The 16,644-nt window shown below is 62.8% G+C and carries 15 protein-coding genes; 2 read left to right on the top strand and 13 right to left on the bottom strand.

Annotation, left to right across the window (positions count from 1 at the left end; translation table 11 throughout):
* The first annotated feature begins 506 nt into the window (after nucleotides 1-506).
* Entirely contained in the window at nucleotides 507-3,686 is a 3,180-nt protein-coding gene (gene rne, locus ACZYR5_RS19385) for a ribonuclease E (RefSeq protein ID WP_489091079.1), read from the top strand.
* Between the two features lie 66 nt (nucleotides 3,687-3,752).
* Here the strand turns inward: rne and ACZYR5_RS19380 are convergent, their stop codons facing one another.
* The 11 genes from ACZYR5_RS19380 to ACZYR5_RS19330 all read right to left on the bottom strand — a co-directional run bounded on the left by ACZYR5_RS19380 (nucleotide 3,753) and on the right by ACZYR5_RS19330 (nucleotide 14,226).
* Nucleotides 3,753-4,358, bottom strand: coding sequence for a nucleotidyltransferase family protein (locus tag ACZYR5_RS19380; RefSeq protein ID WP_489091078.1), 606 nt, complete (start codon nucleotides 4,356-4,358; stop codon nucleotides 3,753-3,755).
* Nucleotides 4,358-6,673: a molybdopterin cofactor-binding domain-containing protein gene (locus ACZYR5_RS19375; RefSeq protein WP_489091077.1), complete on the bottom strand. Its 2,316-nt coding sequence runs from the start codon at nucleotides 6,671-6,673 to the stop codon at nucleotides 4,358-4,360. The genes ACZYR5_RS19380 and ACZYR5_RS19375 overlap by 1 nt, the downstream gene beginning before the upstream one ends.
* The gene (locus ACZYR5_RS19370) at nucleotides 6,670-7,140 is read right to left on the bottom strand and encodes a (2Fe-2S)-binding protein (RefSeq protein WP_489091076.1); all 471 of its coding nucleotides are present in this window, start codon (nucleotides 7,138-7,140) and stop codon (nucleotides 6,670-6,672) included. Before ACZYR5_RS19370 ends, ACZYR5_RS19375 begins: the two co-directional genes overlap by 4 nt.
* 232 nt (nucleotides 7,141-7,372) lie before the next feature.
* Nucleotides 7,373-8,392, bottom strand: a complete 1,020-nt coding sequence (gene murB, locus ACZYR5_RS19365) for a UDP-N-acetylmuramate dehydrogenase (RefSeq protein WP_489091075.1) — start codon at nucleotides 8,390-8,392, stop codon at nucleotides 7,373-7,375.
* Entirely contained in the window at nucleotides 8,389-8,853 is a 465-nt protein-coding gene (locus ACZYR5_RS19360; RefSeq protein WP_489091074.1) for a low molecular weight protein-tyrosine-phosphatase, read from the bottom strand. The genes murB and ACZYR5_RS19360 overlap by 4 nt, the downstream gene beginning before the upstream one ends.
* Nucleotides 8,853-9,617, bottom strand: a complete 765-nt coding sequence (gene kdsB / locus ACZYR5_RS19355) for a 3-deoxy-manno-octulosonate cytidylyltransferase (RefSeq protein ID WP_489091073.1) — start codon at nucleotides 9,615-9,617, stop codon at nucleotides 8,853-8,855. The genes ACZYR5_RS19360 and kdsB overlap by 1 nt, the downstream gene beginning before the upstream one ends.
* On the bottom strand, nucleotides 9,614-9,799 hold the full coding sequence (locus ACZYR5_RS19350; protein WP_027618679.1) for a Trm112 family protein: 186 nt from the start codon (nucleotides 9,797-9,799) through the stop codon (nucleotides 9,614-9,616). The genes kdsB and ACZYR5_RS19350 overlap by 4 nt, the downstream gene beginning before the upstream one ends.
* A gap of 22 nt (nucleotides 9,800-9,821) precedes the next feature.
* On the bottom strand, nucleotides 9,822-10,832 hold the full coding sequence (lpxK, locus tag ACZYR5_RS19345; protein WP_489091072.1) for a tetraacyldisaccharide 4'-kinase: 1,011 nt from the start codon (nucleotides 10,830-10,832) through the stop codon (nucleotides 9,822-9,824).
* Complete coding sequence (locus ACZYR5_RS19340) at nucleotides 10,832-11,260, bottom strand: ExbD/TolR family protein (RefSeq protein WP_489091071.1); 429 nt, start codon at nucleotides 11,258-11,260, stop codon at nucleotides 10,832-10,834. Before ACZYR5_RS19340 ends, lpxK begins: the two co-directional genes overlap by 1 nt.
* Nucleotides 11,257-11,892: a MotA/TolQ/ExbB proton channel family protein gene (locus tag ACZYR5_RS19335; RefSeq protein WP_489091070.1), complete on the bottom strand. Its 636-nt coding sequence runs from the start codon at nucleotides 11,890-11,892 to the stop codon at nucleotides 11,257-11,259. Before ACZYR5_RS19335 ends, ACZYR5_RS19340 begins: the two co-directional genes overlap by 4 nt.
* A 93-nt stretch (nucleotides 11,893-11,985) precedes the next feature.
* Complete coding sequence (locus ACZYR5_RS19330; protein WP_489091069.1) at nucleotides 11,986-14,226, bottom strand: DNA internalization-related competence protein ComEC/Rec2; 2,241 nt, start codon at nucleotides 14,224-14,226, stop codon at nucleotides 11,986-11,988.
* A gap of 136 nt (nucleotides 14,227-14,362) precedes the next feature.
* Here ACZYR5_RS19330 and ACZYR5_RS19325 point away from each other — a divergent pair, with 136 nt between their 5' ends.
* On the top strand, nucleotides 14,363-14,878 hold the full coding sequence (locus ACZYR5_RS19325; RefSeq protein ID WP_489091068.1) for a DUF2062 domain-containing protein: 516 nt from the start codon (nucleotides 14,363-14,365) through the stop codon (nucleotides 14,876-14,878).
* A 47-nt stretch (nucleotides 14,879-14,925) separates the two neighbouring features.
* Here ACZYR5_RS19325 and ACZYR5_RS19320 read toward each other — a convergent pair whose 3' ends face one another.
* Both ACZYR5_RS19320 and ACZYR5_RS19315 read right to left on the bottom strand, forming a co-directional pair.
* On the bottom strand, nucleotides 14,926-15,705 hold the full coding sequence (locus ACZYR5_RS19320; RefSeq protein WP_027618673.1) for an ABC transporter permease: 780 nt from the start codon (nucleotides 15,703-15,705) through the stop codon (nucleotides 14,926-14,928).
* Entirely contained in the window at nucleotides 15,702-16,634 is a 933-nt protein-coding gene (locus ACZYR5_RS19315) for an ABC transporter ATP-binding protein (RefSeq protein ID WP_489091067.1), read from the bottom strand. The genes ACZYR5_RS19320 and ACZYR5_RS19315 overlap by 4 nt, the downstream gene beginning before the upstream one ends.
* Nucleotides 16,635-16,644: the final 10 nt, after the last annotated feature.

The raw sequence follows: 16,644 nt of genomic DNA, 5'->3' as shown, positions 1-16,644 counted from the left end.
CCACTCGTCTGTTGCACCGATATTTACGGCCAGTTCACAAAGTGCAGTCAGTCCTGTTCCAGACCTGGGGCAAGAGTTTCGGAAACAACGCCTGAAACAAGCTGGGAGCCAGCCAAACAGCTTTCACCCAGTCTTGTGTAGCCATGAGCGTGGACTCCCCATTGGAGAACACGGTAAATGCCAACCCGTTGCGGATTCAGCGCGCGGCAGCACCCGAATTATCAGGGATACGTGTAGGGTGGAGATGCACAACCGTCGGACCGTGTAGCACTAGGCTTATATTTAGACGCTTCATCTCGTCCACAGTCGCCGGTTGATTCCTCCTCCTGACTGAGTGCTTAAGTAGCCACAGCAAGCAGGACGCGTACGTCGCGATGCCGGCCCACATTGGCCGCACATTGCTGGACACGGGAATGGCCAACCACTCCCGACGCACCTGACACCGACCGTGAGAAGTCGTGTGTGCCGAACGCCGTTTCCGGCAGCCCGGAAACCGACGGTACTACATGAAAAGAATGCTGATTAACGCAACTCAACCCGAAGAGTTGCGTGTTGCACTGGTAGATGGCCAGCGCCTCTACGACCTGGACATCGAATCCGGTGCACGCGAGCAGAAGAAGGCCAACATCTATAAAGGCCGGATTACTCGCATCGAACCAAGCCTGGAGGCTGCCTTTGTCGATTTCGGCTCTGAGCGCCACGGCTTCCTGCCCCTCAAGGAAATCTCCCGCGAATACTTCAAGAAGACTCCTGAAGGCCGCGTCAACATCAAGGACGTCCTCAGCGAAGGCCAGGAGGTCATCGTCCAGGTCGAAAAAGAAGAACGTGGTAACAAGGGCGCGGCCCTGACCACCTTCATCAGCCTGGCCGGTCGTTACCTGGTACTGATGCCTAACAACCCGCGTGCCGGCGGTATCTCCCGTCGCATCGAAGGTGAAGAGCGCAACGAACTGCGTGAAGCCCTGAACGGCCTGGTTGCCCCGGCCGACATGGGTCTGATCGTGCGCACTGCCGGCCTGGGCCGCAGCAGCGAAGAAATGCAGTGGGACCTCGATTACCTGCTGCAACTGTGGACCGCCATCAAGGAAGCATCCCTGGATCGTTCCGCACCTTTCCTGATCTACCAGGAAAGCAACGTGATCATCCGCGCGATCCGCGACTACCTGCGCCAGGACATCGGCGAAGTATTGATCGACAGCGTTGAAGCCCAGGACGAAGCCCTGACCTTCATCCGCCAGGTGATGCCGCAGTACGCGAGCAAGATCAAGCTGTACGAAGACAGCGTTCCGCTGTTCAACCGTTTCCAGATCGAAAGCCAGATCGAGACCGCCTTCCAGCGCGTCGTTGAACTGCCTTCCGGCGGCTCCATCGTTATCGACCCGACCGAAGCCCTGGTGTCCATCGACATCAACTCGGCCCGCGCCACCAAAGGCAGCGATATCGAAGAAACCGCCCTGCAGACCAACCTTGAAGCCGCCGAAGAAATCGCCCGTCAGTTGCGCCTGCGCGACATTGGCGGCCTGATCGTCATCGACTTCATCGACATGACCCCTGCCAAGAACCAGCGCGCCGTGGAAGAAAAAGTCCGCGAATGCCTGGAAGCCGACCGCGCCCGCGTGCAAGTTGGCCGCATTTCGCGCTTCGGCCTGCTGGAAATGTCCCGTCAGCGCCTGCGTCCATCCCTGGGCGAAAGCAGCGGCATCGTCTGCCCACGCTGCAACGGCACCGGCATCATCCGTGACGTTGAATCGCTGTCCCTGGCGATCCTGCGCCTGATCGAAGAAGAAGCGCTGAAAGACCGTACTGCTGAAGTACGCGCCCAGGTACCGATCCCGGTTGCAGCCTTCCTGCTCAACGAAAAACGCAACTCGATCACCAAGATCGAACTGCGTACCCGTGCGCGCATCGTCATTCTGCCGAACGATCACCTCGAAACTCCGCATTTCGAAGTTCAGCGCCTGCGTGATGACAGCCCGGAAGCGGCCAACAACCAGTCCAGCTACGAAATCGCTGCGGCCGCCGCCGAAGTCGAAGAAGTCCAGCCAGCTGCCGCCACCCGCACCCTGGTTCGCCAGGAAGCCGCGGTGAAGACCGCTCCAGCCCGCGCCAACGCTCCGGTTCCGACCGAAGTGGTTGCAGCACCGGTTGCCGCCCCTGCCGTCGTGCCGGAGCCAAGCCTGTTCAAGGGCCTGGTGAAGTCGCTGGTCAGCCTGTTCGCCTCCAAGGAAGAGCCAGTGGCTCCGGTGGTGGTCGAGAAGCCTGTCGTCGAGCGCCCGGCGCGCAACGAAGAACGTCGCAACGGTCGCCAGCAAAGCCGCAACCGCAACGGTCGTCGCGATGAAGAGCGCAAGCCACGCGAAGAGCGTGCTCCGCGTGAAGAACGGGCTCCGCGCGAAGAGCGCCAACCCCGCGAACTGCGCGAAGAAACTCCAGCCGTAGCCCGTGAAGAGCGTGCTCCGCGCGCACCGCGCGAAGAGCGTGCACCACGCCCACCACGTGAAGATCGCAAGCCACGTGGCGAGCGTGAAGAGCGTCCGGTACGTGAACTGCGCGAGCCGCTGGACGCTGCACCAGCCGTTGCTGCTGCCGCTGCCACCAGCGCTGTCGCCGCTGCTGAAGAGCGTCCAGCTCGCCAGCCGCGTGAAGAGCGCGCGCCACGCCCACCGCGTGAAGAGCGTCAGCCACGTGCTGAACAGGCGGCTGCCGCTGTTGCCGAAGAAGAATTGCCAGGCAACGAAGAGCAGCTGTCGGAAGAAGGTCAAGACGGCGCCGAAGGCGATCGTCCACGCCGTCGCTCCCGTGGCCAGCGTCGTCGCAGCAACCGTCGCGAGCGTCAACGCGATGCCAACGGTAACGTGATCGAAGGCTCGGAAGAGTCCGAGGGTAACGAAGAGCCAACTGGCGCTGAACTGGCTGCCGGTCTTGCGGTAACTGCTGCCGTGGCCAGCAGCGTGATCAGCGCGCCAGCCGAAGCCGAGGCCCATCAGCAGGCTGAACGCGCAACCGCTGCCGTTGCTGAAGAAGCTGTGCAGGAAACTGCTCAGGTTGAAGCACCGGTCGTTGAAGCCACCACGCCAGTCGAAGCTCCTGTAGCGCCGGCGGTAGAGGTTGCTCCAGTGGTCGAGGCACAACCACAAGTCGCAGAAGTGACTGAAGCGCCGGTTGTCGCTGCAGAGCCCGCTGTTGAAGCGCCAGTTGTTGAATCGCCAGCCGTTGAAAAAGCGCCTGAAGTTCGCGAAGAGCAAACTGCGTTCAACTGGGTTGCCGAGCCGGTAGTTGCCGAGCCAGCGGTCACCGAGCCTGTCGCTGCCGAAATGGTTGAGCCCGTGGCTGAAGCGGTCGTCGAGCCGGTAGTGGTTGCTGCCGAGCCTGAGCCTGTTGCAGTCCAAGCGCCCGTCGTTGAGGAAGTGGCTGCCTCGGCTGTCGAAGCCGCACCTGCCATCGTCCTGACCGAGAATGGCCGCGCCCCGAACGACCCACGTGAAGTGCGTCGCCGCAAGCGCGAAGCCGAGCGCCTGCAGAAGGAAGCCGAACTGGCTGCCGCTGCTGCTCCGGCTGCCGTTGTCGAGGCCCTTGAAGCTGCACCCGCCCCAGCCATCGACGAAACCCTGCGCTCCGTCGAAGAAGTGGTAGAGCAACACCCTGAGGCCCTGGAAAAAGAGCACGAGCCTAAACCGCTCGCCTGATTCCATCAGCCATTAAAAAGCCCCGCCTGAGCAATCAGGCGGGGCTTTTTTTATCTCGCGACGCCGCTACACGCCAGGGAAAACCAACGCCTGCGGCACATCCACATCCCACAGCACCCCTGGATCCTCCACCGGCACCCGCACCACCCTGGCCGAGGCAAACAACGGCTTGGCGCCGCGATCTCCCGACAACTCCATCAGGGCCTTGGCGAACGAAGCGCCAAACCCCACCGGATGCCCGAATTCTCCAGCCTGCACCGGCACGCTGATGGTATCGACCATGACCTGCGCCGCCACGCGACTGATGCTGTCGGGCAGGACAAACGGCATATCCCCCAGCAGCACCAGCCAGCCATCCAGCACAGGGCACGCGGCAACCGCCGCCGCAATGCTGTCGCCCATCCCGGTCGATGCCAGCAACAGCACCTCACAGCCATAAGCTCGAGCCAGATGCGCCACCTCGGAGCGGTCTGCGGTCGTCACCAGCAAACGCCGCTCGAGACTTGGCGGCAGGTTGCGCAAGGACTGTTCGATCACCGGACGCACCACCCCGTCGCGCCCCTTGCACAAGGCCAGCAGCTTGTCCTGGTCCGCTCCGGCCACCTGCCGATAGCGACTGCCCTGCCCCGCCGCCAGAATGATCGCGCCGAGCCCTGTCTTGACGGCGCCCATCACACCTTGGCCTGCTGCCAGCCCTGCAACTGCCAACGCACCGGCAAACTGCGAATACGCTTGCCGGTCGCGGCAAAAATTGCATTGCACAGCGCTGGGGCAATCGGCGGTACGCCCGGCTCGCCAACGCCCCCCAAAGGCACAGTGCCTGGCGGCGTCACCAGGTGCACAGCCACCACCTTGGGCGCCAACGACATGCGCGCCACTTCGTACATATGGAAGTTGTCCTGCTGGACCTTGCCGTCCTTGAAGCTGATTTCCCCCAGCACCGCATTGCCCAGGCCCATCACACAGGCGCCTTCGAATTGCGAGCGGATGCGTTCGGGGTTGATTTGCGGGCCGCAGTCCACGGCGATGTCGGCCTTGTGCACGAGCACGGTGCCATCATCCTTGACCTCGACCTCGATCACCGCCGCCACATAGGTGACAAAGCTGTAATGCACCGCCAATCCCAATCCGCGACCCTTGGGCAACTCACGCCCCCAACCGGCGGCCTTGGCAGCGGTTTCCAGCACGCCACGCAGGCGCGCGGTATCGATCGGATAACGCTCTGGCGATTCGCCGTAGTTCCACTCCTCGCTCAAGGTGCGCGGATCGATCTGGCGATCAGGCCCCAATAGCTTGATCTGATACTTCAATGGGTCCTGGCCGGCCTTGTGCGCCAGTTCATCGACAAAGCTCTGGATCGCGAAGCCATGGGGAATGTTCGACACCGAGCGATACCAGCCAACCCGGGTATGTGCTGCGGCTTCGGGATTCTCCAGGCGCACGTTGGGAATCGCGTAGGCCATGTTGGTAAAACCCATGCCCAGCTCGAACGCCGCTTCGTGATTCATCCCCGGCGCGAACAACGCGGTGATACTGGGCGCGACGGTGCGGTGTAACCAGCCCGAAGGCATGCCGTCCTTGTTCAGGCTGGCCTTGAGGTATTCGACCGAGACCGTATGAAAGTAGGAGTTATGAATGTCGTCCTCTCGGGTCCACTGCACCCGCAGCGCCTTGCCGGGAAAGGCCTTGGCCAGGATCGCCGCCTCGAGGACGAAGTCCGGCTTGGACTTGCGGCCGAAACCGCCGCCCAGCAGAGTGACATTGACCGTGACCTTGTCGAAGGCGATCCCCAACCGTTCAGCGATGCGCTCACGGGTGACCTGAGGGGCCTGGCTCGGCGCCCAGGCTTCGCAATGACCGTCCTTGAAGCGGGCCACCGCAACCATCGGCTCCATGGGCGACTGCGCCAGGTGCGGCAGGTAGTAACTCGCCTCCAGACTGCTGTCCGCCGCATTCAGCGCCTCATCGATATTGCCGGTGCTGCGCACCACTTTGCCCGGCTTCAGTGAGGCCGCTTCCAGCTCCTTGCGGTAGGCAATCGAGTCGTAGCCAGCGTTGGGGCCATCATTCCAGACGATCTTCAGCGCCTCTCGGCCCTTGATTGCTGCCCAGGTATTGCTGGCAACTACGGCAATCCCGCCCAGTGGCTGGAACTCGGAAGGAATGGGCCGGCTTTCGATCTGCAGGACCTTGATCACCCCCGGGACTTTCATCGCCGCGCTGGCATCGAAGGATTTCACCGTGCCGCCGTACACCGCAGGGCGGGCCACGGTGGCAAAGAGCATGCCTTCAAAGTGCACGTCCGCGCCGTAGACCGCGCGTCCGTTGACGATGTCCTCGCCATCGATCGCCCGCACCGACTCCTTGCCGATGTAGCGAAACTCCCCGGGTTGCTTGAGTCGCAGGCTGTCGCGCGTCGGTACCGGCAAAGCCGCAGCCGCTTCGGCGAGCGCGCCATAGCCGAGTTCACGTCCGGAAGGTTGGTGAACCACCTTGTGCAATTGCGCGCGGCACTCGCCGACCGGCACTTGCCACTGATTGGCTGCCGCCTGTTCCAGCATGCTGCGCGCCGCGGCACCGCAACGCCGCATCGGCTCGTACCAATGACGCATGCTGCGTGAGCCGTCGGTGTCCTGGTTGCCGAAGCGCACCTCATCGCCCGGCGCCTGACGCACACTGACCTGCGCCCAATCGGCCTCCAGTTCGTCCGCCACCACCATGCTCAGGCTAGTACGCACGCCCTGGCCCATTTCCGAACGGTTGCACACCACGGTCACTCGGCCATCGCTGGCGATGCTCACATAGACCTTGGGATCATCGACCCAGCCGTTAGGCATGCCGTCGGCACCGAACTGCTTGCCTTCGGCGAGCGCATCCTGCCAGCCCCAACTGGCCGCCAGCACCAACGCGCCGGTTGCACCCAGCCCTTTGAGAAAACCCCGGCGACTGAGGTTGCTCAGGGCGAAATCGCTCGGTAACGGGCTCATGCCTTGGCCTCCTGCAGATGAGTTGCCACCTGGCGAATCGCGGTCTTGATGCGGTTATAGGTGCCGCAGCGGCAGATATTGCCGACCATCGCCGCTTCGATGTCCTCGTCGCTGGGATTGGGGTTGCTCCTGAGCAGGGCCGTGGCCGACATGATTTGCCCACCCTGGCAGAACCCGCACTGCGCAACGGCGGTATCGAGCCAGGCTTGCTGCACGCGCTGACCGAGCGGGTCGTTGTGCAGGTTATCGATGGTGCTGACGTTCTGCCCGCGCACCGAGCCCACCGGCGTGATGCAACTGCGTGCAGGCTCACCGTCGATATGAATGGTGCAGGCACCGCACAGGCCCAGGCCGCAGCCGAATTTGGTACCGCTGTAACCGGCGACGTCACGAATGGCCCAGAGCAGCGGCATGTCCTCGCTGACATCGAGTGGATGATCCTGACCATTGAGTTTCAAGGTAATCATGGGCACGCCCGCATAGAGATTGGGTTATGGGGTCGAGCAATCTGCCGGGATGTGGCAAGGGGTCGGCACACGCAGATCGACTCAGGCTATCGGGCTCTCTTGTGAAGAATGACCTTCACCGGGCCTTTGTTTGAACTACATCGTTAGGAGGCTACGTTAACCGAACGTTAACAAAAAAGCCCTGCCACCGAATCAGGTCTGCAGGGCTCTGGTTCCAGCGTTCAAGCCTAGCTCAATAACGGTTGGGTTCCATTTCCAGTTCGACATTGAAACGCTCGGCAATGTCTTTCTGGATTCGCTGCGCCAGGCTGAGCAACTCGAGCCCGCTGGCACTGCCATAGTTGACCAGCACCAGCGATTGCAGGCGATGCACACCGGCGTCGCCGTCACGAAAACCCTTCCAGCCCGCCTGCTCGATCAACCAGCCAGCCGCCAGCTTGACCTGGCCATCCGCCTGTGGATAACCGATCAGGCCCGGATGGGTCTGGCGGATCTGTGCGGCCAAGGCGGCCGACACCAGCGGATTCTTGAAGAAACTGCCGGCGTTACCCAGTACCGCTGGATCGGGGAGTTTTTCGCTGCGAATACTGCAGATCGCCTGGCTGACATCGCTGGCCGTAGGCTGATCTATGCCCTGCTCCGTCAGGCGCTGGCGCACCGGACCGTAGTCCAGGTGCAAGCGGGCAACGCGATCGAGGACAAAGCGCACCCGCAGGATCACCCAGCGCCCGGCCTGTTGCTTGAACAGGCTGTCGCGATAGGCGAAGTTGCAGTCTTCCAGGCTGAATTCCCGCAGCTCGCCGGTCTGGCGATCCAACGCGGTCAGGCCGGCGAACACGTCCTTGATCTCGACCCCATAGGCGCCGATGTTCTGCATCGGCGCCGCGCCCACAGTGCCCGGGATCAGGCTGAGGTTCTCCAGCCCCGACAGGCCCTGGGCCAGCGTCCATTGTACGAACGGATGCCAGGTTTCCCCCGCCTCGGCTTCGATCACCACCCGCTGGCCGTCATCACTCAACTGACGAATACCACGGGTTGCCATGCGCAGCACCAGCGCCTCGACGTCGGCGGTCAACAGCAGATTGCTGCCGCCACCGACCACCAGCAACGGCAATTCATGCTCGCGCGCATAGGCCAGCGCCTCGCGCACGTCGGCGTCACTCTCGGCCTGGGCAAACAGCTGTGCGCGAACGTCCACGCCAAAGCTGTTGAAGGGCTTGAGTGAAACCTGCGGTTGCACGAGCAATGTCATAAACGTCCCTTCAATTCGATCACCAGCGCGTCGCAGGCGTGCTCGATCAGGTCGAGCACCCGCTCGAAACCCTGATCGCCGTCGTAATAAGGATCCGGTACCTCGTCCACACTCGCCGCGTAACGGCGCAGGAACAGGTCCAGCTCGGCCTTGCCCTGGGCCGGCTGCAAGGCCTTGAGGTTGCGCAGGTTGCTCTGGTCCATCGCGAGGATCAGGTCGCTGCTGGAGAAGTCGGCGCGGCTGACTTGCTGGGCGCGTTGCGTCGACAGGTCATAGCCGCGGCGCAAGGCGGCGGCCTGACTGCGCTTGTCCGGTGGATTGCCGACATGCCAGTCGCCGGTACCGGCCGATGCCACCTCGATGCGCTCGGCCAGCCCCGCTGCGCGCAGCTTATGGCGCAGTACACCTTCGGCGGTCGGCGAACGGCAGATGTTGCCCAGACAGACAAACAGAACCCGCATCAGGCCTCCAGCAGGCGGCGAACGCGCTCGAGGTCTTCCGGCGTATCAACACCTGGCGGCGGGGCAATCAGCGCGTCAGCGACATGGATACGCACGCCGTGCCAGAGCGCCCGCAGTTGTTCCAGGCACTCAGTGTCTTCCAGCCAGCACGGGCCCCAGCTGACGAAGTCGTGCAGGAAGCCGGCGCGGTAGGCATAGATACCGATGTGACGGCGGTATGGCACGCCTTCGGGCAATTGCTCGCGGCTTTTGGCAAACGGGTCGCGCGCCCATGGCAGGGTGGCGCGGCTGAAGGTCAGCGCCAGCCCATTGAGGTCGCTGACAACCTTGACCACATTGGGGTTGAACAGGGTTTCAACATCGTCGATCGGCTCCGCCAGGGTGGCCATGCCGGCTTCGGCATGAGCTGCCAGATTGGCCGCCACCTGGTCGATCACGCTCGGCGGGATCAACGGCTCGTCGCCCTGCACGTTGACCACGATCGCGTCCGGCGCCAGCCCCAGTTGCGTGGCAACTTCGGCCAGGCGGTCGGTCCCGGAGTTGTGATCGACCCGGGTCATCACCACTTCGGCGCCAAATGCCTCGCAGGCGGCAACGATGCGTGCATCGTCAGTGGCGATCACCACGCGCTCGGCGCTGCTTTTACGCGCCTGTTCCCAGACGTGCTGAACCATCGGCTTGCCAGCGATCATCTGCAGGGGCTTGCCCGGCAGGCGAGTGGAAGCGAAACGCGAGGGGATGACGACGGTGAAGGGTGCGCTCATTTGTCCAGGCGCTCTTCGGCCGTCAGAGTGCGGGCTTCGGTTTCCAGCATGACCGGAATGCCATCGCGGATCGGAAATGCCAGGCCCGCGCCCTTGCTGATCAATTCGGTCTTGTCGGCGCTGAGCTTGAGCGGCCCCTTGCAAATCGGGCAGGCGAGGATATCGAGCAATTTGGTGTCCATGGAAACTCCCGGATAAAAGCGATTAAGGCAAGAGACGTGCGGGCAGCAGCCGCATCAGCTGCGTGTCGAACCAGGCCACGAATGCCGGTGACGGCAGCGCATCGACCGCCAGGTACCACCAGTCGCTGCTGGCAAAGGAACGGCATTTCACCGCGTCCTTCTCGGTCATCACCAGCGGCAGCGACGGCGAAAAATTCAAGACCGCCGCGCTGTATTCGGCGTGGTCGGCAAATGCGTGGGCAATGGGTTGCCAGTGTAGCGTTTCAAGGGTCTTGAAGAAACGTTGCGGATTGCCGATCCCGGCCACTGCGTGCAACGCCTGGCCTGGGGGAAAGTGCTCGAGGGAACGGCGTTCGCCGGACAGCAGGTTGACCAGCGCCGTAGGTTGCAGGCGAAAGGCGTAGCCATCGTCACGATCGCTTTCAGCGCCGTTGTACAGCACCGCGTCGACGCTTTGCAGGCGCTCGACTGGCTCGCGCAATGGACCTGCCGGCAGGCAGCGGCGGTTACCCAGGCCACGTGCGGCGTCGATCAGTACCAGCTCAAGGTCCCGCGCCAGGCGATAATGCTGCATACCGTCGTCGGAGAGGATCAAGTCCAGCGGCTCGGCGGCCAGCAGCGCCTGGACTGCGCGACTGCGGTCCGGGTCGATCATCAAGGGTACGCCGCTGCGCTGGACGATCAACAGCGGCTCATCCCCCGCCACCGCCGCACTCTGCGTGGCATCGACGCGCCAGGGCAACTGCGGGGGGTTGGCGCCGTAGCCACGACTGACCACGCCGACCCGCAGGCCGGCGCGCTGGCAGTGCTCGATCATCCACAGGATCAACGGCGTCTTGCCGGTGCCACCGACGGTGATGTTGCCCACCACCACCAGCGGCACGGGTGGCTGGTAGATATCACCTTCGCCGGCAAGGAACCGCGCGCGCTTGCCAGTCACCACGCGGCGGTACAACCACTCCAGCGGTAGCAACAATTTCAGCGCCGGATGACCGGCGTACCACGCGGCGAGCAATCGATCGGACATGGCCATCAGGGTACGGGCGCCGCCTCGACGGTGGTCATGCGCAAATGGGTAAAGCCCAGTTTGCCGGCCGCATCCATCGCAGTGATCACCGCCTGGTGCGGGGTCTTGCCATCAGCGCTGATGGACAGTGGCAGGTTGGTATCGCCGGCGGATTCCTTTTGCAGGGCCTCGATCACGCTGGCGAGGTCATTTTTCGGCAGCAACTGGTTGTTCACCGAAAACGTCCCGTCGGCACTGATGGCAATGTCCAGTTGCTTGGTCTGCTGGTCTTCGGCGGGTGAGCCGCTGACCGCTTGCGGCAACTCGACCCGCAGCTGGGTTTCCCGGGTGAAGGTGGTGGTCACGACGAAAAACAGCAGCAGGATAAACACCACGTCGATCAGCGACGCGAGGTTGATGTCGACATTTTCCCGTTGTTTGCGGCGAAACTTCACGCTTTGCCCTCGGCCAGATCGACATCGCGGTCGCCCTGCACCACTTCCACCAGCTTGATGGCCTCCTGTTCCATGCCCACCACCAGCTCATCGATACGACGCTGCAGGAAGCGATGGAAGAACACCGACGGGATCCCCACCATCAGGCCCGCAGCGGTGGTGATCAGCGCCTTGGAAATACCACCAGCAAGGACCGCGGCATTGGTAGTCATGCCCGAACCCATGAACGAGCTGAAAATATCGATCATGCCCAGCACCGTGCCGAGCAAGCCGAGCAACGGCGCCATGGCAGCGATGGTGCCCAGCGCGTTGATGTAACGCTCCAGCTCATGGATGACCCGGGCAGCCGCCTCTTCGATGCACTCCTTCATGATCTCGCGACCATGCTTGGAGTTGGCCAGGCCGGCGGCGAGAATTTCCCCCAGCGGCGAATTGGCGCGCAGTTCCTTGAGCTTTTCCTTGTTGAGCTGCTTGTCCTTGATCCAGACCCAGACCTGCCCGAGCAGATGCTCCGGGGTCACACGACTGGCGCGCAAGGTCCACAAGCGCTCGGCGACAATGCCCAGTGCAGCGATGGAACTCAGAATGATCGGCAACATCATCCAGCCGCCGGATTTGACCAATTCCCACACAGTGACATTCCCCTCGAAAAAGTCCGCCACTTTAACATATCGACTCACTCAAGAGGCCCGCCCTACCGACGACCGTGCCGGCTGGGTCGCGAGTCAGGGTGCATGGCTGACCGGCGGCGCGCTGCGCCAGAAGCGCGCAGCGTCGCGCATGGCCTGCGCCGGCTGGAAATCGCCAAGCAGCACGCGCACCGCCCCCTGCTCGGCGCTGTCCAGGATCGCCACGCCATGGCGCTGGTAACGGGCGATCACCTGGGGATGGGGGTGGCCGAAAGCATTGCCATGCCCCCGTGAGATCAGCACCGCCTTGGGTGCCAGCGCCCGCACAAAAGCCTCGGAAGAAGAACTGCGGCTGCCATGGTGCGGCGCCTGCAGCCACTCGGTGGGCACCGCCAGCGGACTCTTGAGCAAGACCCGCTCGGCGAGGGCATCGATATCGCCGGTCAACAACATGCGCTCGCCGTTGGCCTCGATCTGCAGCACGCAGGAGTTCTGGTTGCTGTTGCGGCCATCGGCCCACCGCCACAAGGTGAAACGCACGCCATCCCACTCCCAGCGCTTGCCGCTTTCGCAAGCCTGGGTCGGCAAACGCCTGGCGACCTCCCAGGGTTCGCCCCCGATGACCTGCGCCACCGGCAATCCCCTGGCAATCGAGCGCGCTCCGCCCGCGTGATCGAGATGGGCATGGCTGATCAGCATCAGGTCCACCTTGCGCACGCCGAACTTGCGCAAGACCGGCAGCACCACCTGCGCCCCCAGGTCGCTGTCCTTGAATCCCGGCCCGGTGTCGTACAGCAAGGTGTGATGCCGCGTACGGACCACAATCCCCAACCCTTGCCCCACATCCAGTTGCCAGATCTGCGCCCGACCCTCCGGCACCCTGGACGTCGGCGCAAACACCAGCAGCAACAGCATCGGCCAGCCCAGAACGCGCAGCGGCACGCCCTTGGGCATCAGCAGCAGGATGGCCCCCAGCACGGCGATCGCCCAGGCCCATAGAGGGATGGCCGGTGCAATCCAGGCCGGCATCTTTCCTGCCACCAGCGCCAGGCCGTTGAACAGCAGGTCCAGCAGACCGCCGGCCAGCCACAACAACCCCGCGCCGACATAGGGCAATGGCAGCAGCAAAGTACCGAGCAAGGCCGCAGGCAGAACCAGAAGGCTGATCCAAGGCACGGCCATCAAGTTGGCCAGCGGACCGGTCAGGCTGATGGGCAGGTTCAGGATCAACAACACCGGGCATAGACCGATTGCTATCAACCACTGCGCGCGGGTCCAGGTTTGCCACCATCGCCAGGCACCCAGCCGGCCGCCGAAAGTGAAAATCAGCACCGCCACCGCGGCAAACGACAGCCACAGTCCCGGACGCAAACTCGCCAGCGGATCAAGCACCAGCACCGCGTTCAGAGCCAGCAACCACGGCCACCAGGCGCCCAGATGGCGAAAGCGCAAGCGCCACAGCAGGACCAGGCCGATCATCACGCAGGCCCTGCGTACTGGCACCTGGAAACCCGCCAACAGGCCATAGCCCAGCGCCGCCGCAAAGGCCAGGCCACACGCCCAGGACAACCACGGCAAACGCTGTGGCCACAGGCCGTAACGGGCCATTCCAGCGATCAGCAAATACACCATGCCCGCCAGCAACCCGACGTGCTGCCCGGAAATCACCAGCAAATGCACGGTGCCGGTGTCCTGTAGCACCTGCCAGTCTTCACGACTCAGACCGGAACCATCGCCCAGCACCAGTGCTGCCAGCGCCCCTTCGCGCCCCTGCGCATCGACGGCCATCAGGCGCTGGCGGATCGCGTCGCGCCAGGCCCACTGCGCGGACGCGAGTCGCTGCCCATCCTTGACCGTGCCCGTGGCGCCAATCCGTTGCGCCAGCAGCCAGGCTTCATAATCGAAGGCATGGGGATTGAGCAGCCCGCCAGGCCGCTTCAACTTGACCGCCAGGCGCCAGCGCTCGCCGCTGTTGACGGGCGGGCCGCCGTACCAGGCCAGCCTGATCCGCTTGGGCAGCGCCCCGCGCCGCGACTCGGCGTCGCTCAGCTCAAAACGCACCACGCCTTGGGTATTCTGCGGCAACCCCACCACCCGCCCTTCGATCCAGCGGGTCTGCCCGTCCAATCCCGGCGCCAGTCGATCGTCGAGCGCCCAGTGCGCATTGGCGCAGGCCCAGCTCAGGCCCAGCAGAAAAAACCCAACTGGGTAGCTGCGAAACGGCAACAGCATCAAGGCCGCCACCGGTAGCGCCAGCAATAACCCGACCGGCGGCAATGCCGGTAAAAAAACCAGGGTCAACAGCCCCCCGGCCAGCGCCAACATCCCTGTGCGCATAGGCCCGTCCTTGAGAGATCACCCCTCTTGGATTAGCCCAGCGTGCGGTATTGGCGTTTAATAATTGTCACAAAGTCTGAATGGGCGCCTCGCAGAATACGGGCATACTTGCGCACTGAACTGACCGAGAAGCCTTATGCCCCGGCGCTTATTCAAACGCTACATGCCAGATCCGACCAGCATCAGGGAACACAAATCCTTACGCTTTCTCGGCAACCTGCTGCATGACCCCAACCTCTGGCATCTCAACCGGCACTCGGTGGCGCGCGCCATGGCCATGGGCCTGTTCGCCGCTTTCCTGCCGATCCCCATGCAGATGCTGGTGGCCGCTGCGCTCGCCGTCTGGGTACGTGGCAACATTCCGATTGCGGTGAGCCTGGTCTGGCTGACCAATCCGATTACCATGCCCGTGGTGTTCTTCTGCACCTATCAGACCGGCGCCTGGCTGATGAATGTCCCGGCACGCAGCCTGCCGGAAGAACTGACCTGGGAATGGATCAGCGGCGAACTGTCGACCCTCTGGCAACCCTTCCTGCTGGGCTCGGTAGTGGCGGGAGTGGTGCTGGGCGCCCTGGCCTATTGCATGACCATGACCTACTGGCGCTGGTGGGTCGCCCGCCAGTGGCGGCGGCGCAAGCAAAGCCGGCGCTAGAACGAGAAAACGGCACCCTGGGTGCCGTTTTCCGTGCAAGCCTGAGCTTAAGTGCGCATCCCGCGCCCACTGACCAGCAGCCGGGCACAGCCGAAATACAGCACCACAGTGGCCACCAGCATGAAGGTGATGGCGATGCTGATCTTGATGTCCGACACCCCCAGGATGCCGTAGCGGAACGCGTTGACCATGTGCAGCACCGGGTTGGCCAGCGACACGGTCTGCCAGAACGGTGGCAACAGGCTGATGGAGTAGAACACCCCGCCGAGGTAGGTCAACGGCGTCAGCACGAAAGTCGGGATAATCGAGATATCGTCGAAGTTACGTGCAAAGACAGCATTGATGAACCCCAACAGCGAGAAGATGGTGGCCGTCAGCACCACCACCAGGACGGTCACGCCCAGGTGATGAACCTGCAGATGGGTGAAGAACAACGACAGCAGGGTCACGATGATGCCGACCATCAACCCGCGCAGCACGCCACCCAGGGTGTAGCCGATCAGAATGGTGTGGGGCGATACCGGCGACACCATCAGTTCTTCGATGGAGCGCTGGAATTTGCTGCCGAAGAAGCTCGACACCACGTTGCCGTAGGAGTTGGTGATCACCGACATCATGATCAGCCCCGGCACGATGTATTCCATATAGGTGAAGCCACCCATGTCACCGATTTGCCGGCCAATCAGGTTCCCGAAGATCACGAAGTACAGGACCATGGTGATGGCGGGCGGCAGCAGGGTCTGCGGCCAGATCCGGGTAAACCGGCGGATCTCGCGATAAACGATGGTATTGAGGGCAACCAGGTTGGGTTTCAGCTCCGAACTCATACCGCCACCTTCGCCAGATTTTTCTCCACCAGGGACACGAACAACTCCTCGAGACGATTGGTTTTGTTGCGCAGGCTCAGCACCTCGATGTTCTGTGTGGCCAACTGGCTGAACAACGCAGTGATCCCCATTTCCTTGTCGACCTGGACTTCCAGAGTGTGCGGATCAAGCAGCCGGCTCGGGTAGCCGAGCAACTGCGGCGCGGTGCTCAGGTTGTGCTTGAGATCCAGCAGGAACGTCTCGACATGCAACTGGCCCAGCAGATTGCGCATGCTGGTGTTCTCGACGATGGTGCCGTGGTCGATGATGCCGATGTTGCGGCACAGCTGCTCAGCCTCCTCCAGGTAATGGGTGGTAAGGATGATGGTGATGCCTTTCTGGTTCAGCTCGGTAAGGAAGCTCCACATCGAGCGGCGCAGCTCGATATCAACGCCAGCCGTCGGTTCGTCGAGGATCAGCAGCCGCGGTTCATGCACCAGTGCCCGGGCGATCATCAGGCGGCGCTTCATGCCACCGGATAGCGAGCGCGATGGCACGTCACGCTTGTCCCACAGCCCAAGCTGGGTCAGATACTGCTCGGCGCGCTCCTTGGCCACCTTTGACGGGATACCGTAATAGCCAGCCTGGGTGACGACGATGTCGAAGGTCTTTTCAAACTGGTTGAAGTTGAATTCCTGGGGCACCACGCCAATGCTGCGCTTGAGCGCGGCCGGATTACGGTCCAGGTCGTTGCCGAAGATATTCACCGTGCCGCTGGTCTTGTTCACCAGGGTCGAGAGAATGCCGATGGTCGTGGATTTGCCGGCACCGTTGGGGCCGAGCAAGGCGAAAAAGTCACCTTCGGCGACATCCAGATCGATACCACTCAGGGCCTGGAAACCGTTGCCGTAGGTTTTGGTTAGCTGCCGGATGGACAGAGCAGAACTCATAGCGGATTTA

The sequence above is a fragment of the Pseudomonas sp. F007 genome (assembly GCF_057814275.1).
Note: the sequence above shows the minus strand (reverse complement) of the source record. Positions and strands in the feature narration are given on the sequence as shown.